Origin of the sequence: Herbaspirillum sp. B65 (genome assembly GCF_000333555.1) — a bacterium.
In the GTDB taxonomy this organism is placed as follows: Bacteria; Pseudomonadota; Gammaproteobacteria; order Burkholderiales; family Burkholderiaceae_D; genus Herbaspirillum; species Herbaspirillum rubrisubalbicans.
This window is the reverse complement of sequence record NZ_BADI01000431.1, coordinates 1-2968: the sequence shown is the minus strand read 5'-3', so window position 1 is coordinate 2968 and position 2968 is coordinate 1. Positions and strand designations below refer to the sequence as shown.

The window sequence follows — 2968 nt, the reverse complement described above, 5'->3', positions numbered from 1 at the left end:
TTAAGAGATAAATTAATGCAGAAATATTTGTATACGGTCTAAGTTTCTGAANTGGCATACAATCCTCTTTATGTTTTTTTCAATCACGCACGTAAAAGAAAAACACCCGCGTATCGCGGGTGTTTTTCATTCGGAGCATCTGATTACGGAATAGATACGTTGTCGGGTAAAACAATAAACATAATCAATAGATTAGACTCTTCTCACTACGCCAGCCCTATGTCCGGCACATGGGATCAAATTTTTGAAAGAATAGTCTCGAGGCTTCCGGTGTGGTTTGTCACATCCCAATACGCTTGATAGGCATTTGTTGCGTCATTAATCAGTTGACTATATGTAATGATGCGGCCGTTTACTGCGGCGAGAGCCTGCTTCTTTGATTCGTCATATCCCGTAGGAGTTTGAGCAACCAGCAGATAGATATCTAGTGGAGGCTTGGGTTTATTCGGCTCTTCCTTATCGTAGTAAGCGTGTATTGCATCTTTGTACTTGCTGACTTGCTGGAAAAGGTCATAGTAATTCAAGCTAGTCTTACCGGGCTTCTTCAACTCCACTACGATGTGCCGACCGGAACTCGCACGATAGCTAATATCTAAGCGCGCCCCTGTTGAATCCGGCTGAACTTCCTTCAAATACTTGGTGAGGGTAACTTCCATTTCACCTCGACCAGTAACCCGGTCCCAAGTTGGATCAAGAAGCCACAGGTGCTGAAATAAATATTCTTGAGCAACCTTCTCAAGCGCGGAAGCATCATTTGCTATCTCTTTAAACTTCTTAATGATCTCCAACCGTTGCTTCGTTATATCGGCATACGCTGCTTCTTCAACATCATTTAATGATGAGAAAATAGATGCAAATTCAGGGCTAAGGACATCATTTACATTGGCAAGCTTATCAAGCTGTTTTTTTAGTTTCAGCTTTTCAAATCCGACTATTGCACCTCGATAGAGTACTTTCTTTGCAGCCTCATTTTTCTCGTCATCAGAATGTACGGTCGCGTTTTTGATAGAAGTCATCAGTCTCTTGGCGACGGCGTGATCTCGGCGATCAGTAAGCGTTTCAAGCCAAGCATTGACGCCAGCGTTCCCTCCATCCGTTGGATCTAAGCCCAAAGCGGTCCGCCAGTCATCCCACTGATTTCCGATTGATTCCAAGGTCGTACGCACAAAGCCAATCAGGGCGTTGTACTTGGGGTCGTCGCGCTTAATAGCTTCCCGACTAGCGGTCGCACGATCAATGTCATCGTCATCCAAGAAATTCGCATGAATTTCCCCGACAAGGTAATTCTGATAATACTTCGCGCTATTGGCTTCGGTAAGGATGTTTTCGGCAAACACCCGGCCGTTGGCAAACACTGAGAACATATTCGCGCTATCGTCCTTGTTACCCAAATTTTTAGGTTGGAAAACACTAGCAACGTAGCCAGTGACCTGAAAATTCTGATCACCGAAACCGACAACAGGTGGCAACAGCACCGCACATTTTTCTAAGGGAGAGCCAGGCTCATCATCTTTCGGCACAGAAGCGAGATTTTTGGATAAACCTGATATTTCATCAAGGGTTGACTGGTCGAAAGCCCACAGGAACTGGACGTGAGGATAGAAGCCTCGATCAGCTTTTGTTATCTTTGTTTTGTTCAGAAAAACGGTAAAGCCCTTGGAATCATCAATAACACTGAACCTGCGCGCCAGCTTTACTCTTAGGTATCCTTCGGTTGTCTTTAGCCCAACCAACACATCATCTAGAACAATTTTTGTACCGTGCCCTTTTGCGAAGTTACCTGGACTAAATTCCTCCAGTTCTGGAGTCTGATTAGTCTCCAGATTTCGCTTAAGCTCAGGGACATTTACCTTGAAACCTACGACCTCATTTCCAGCTGCCTGCGACGACACCCTTACCGAATTCGCTAAAGCGAACATCGCTAATTTACCGATCCCTTTACGCCCCATAACTCGGCGATTGCCAGAGTTACTAAAATTTTTATTAGTGGAATTCTTGCGTCGAGAATAGCCAACATTTAGAAATTTTTTGGATATATCCGTGGCCGTCATTCCATGACCATCATCTTCAATGGTTATGGATTTTCCCTGAGGATCAATAGTGATATGCACCTCGGTCGCATCTGAGTCCCACGCATTTGCCACAAGTTCCGTAAGCGCAGCGGGTGTGGAACTGTAAAGACCCACGCCCAAGTGATTAATAACATTTACATCAACATCAAATTTAAAGTGGTGCTTATTGCTCATTCTTCCCCCTGATTTTTTCTATCTTATTGCATGCAAATGACTTTTAATTGAAAGGCCCACTGCGTAACCAAGTTCAACCGGTACTGCATTTCCAATTAGCCGGCCAATAGATGTGAAATCAGCCTCCTCCTCGCTCTTTACGAACTGATAATCAGCAGGAAACGACTGCAAGATAGCCATCTCCCGTAGGGATAGCGCGCGATTTTGTTCAGGATGCCCAAACCGCCCGGTACCGAAATTCGATGATTGAGTAGTGATCGTTCCAGATGGTTTATCCCACTCCAACCGACCGTAAACGCTCTTGAACGTTGAGCCAGATTCTTTCTGGTGGCAGGCAAGCTTCAGGTGACTTGGCCAATCAAGCCATGTACCACCAGGTCGAGAAGCTGCGATTCTTTGAATATTTATTTTAGTTAGCGCGCGGGCCTTATGCAGCGGATCTGCAGAATAGGTTTCGCCTGCCTCTATCGCAGGCAAGCCACCAATAGAATCTTTAACTGTGCGCGGAGTGGCTCCAATTTCTTCCGGAGACAGGAGGCGGATCGGACCAAGGCGCGAAGCTAAAAGGACAAGCCTACGTCTTCTCTGTGGCAGACCATAAGCAGCTGCATCAACAACCGAATACGCAACATTGAAGCCGTCATCTTTTAGGCGAGTCACAAAATCTTGGAATATACTTTGTGACTGCAGATTTGGAACATTTTCCATGTCACCAAATCGGA

General features: G+C 45.3%; 2 protein-coding genes. Both read right to left on the bottom strand.

Features of this window, described 5'->3' with window-relative positions:
* Positions 1 to 236: 236 nt before the first annotated feature.
* On the bottom strand, positions 237 to 2246 hold the full coding sequence (locus I5W_RS10270; protein ID WP_044529142.1) for a BbrUII/HgiDII family restriction enzyme: 2010 nt from the start codon (positions 2244 to 2246) through the stop codon (positions 237 to 239).
* A gap of 18 nt (positions 2247 to 2264) precedes the next feature.
* Positions 2265 to 2968, bottom strand: a 704-nt coding sequence (locus tag I5W_RS29690) for a DNA cytosine methyltransferase (RefSeq protein ID WP_148289083.1), incomplete at its 5' end; no start/stop codon positions are given.

Excerpts from the sequence above, each read along its gene's own strand:
- I5W_RS10270 (WP_044529142.1), bottom strand. The coding sequence starts at position 2,246 with ATGAGCAATAAGCACCACTTTAAATTTGATGTTGATGTAAATGTTATT.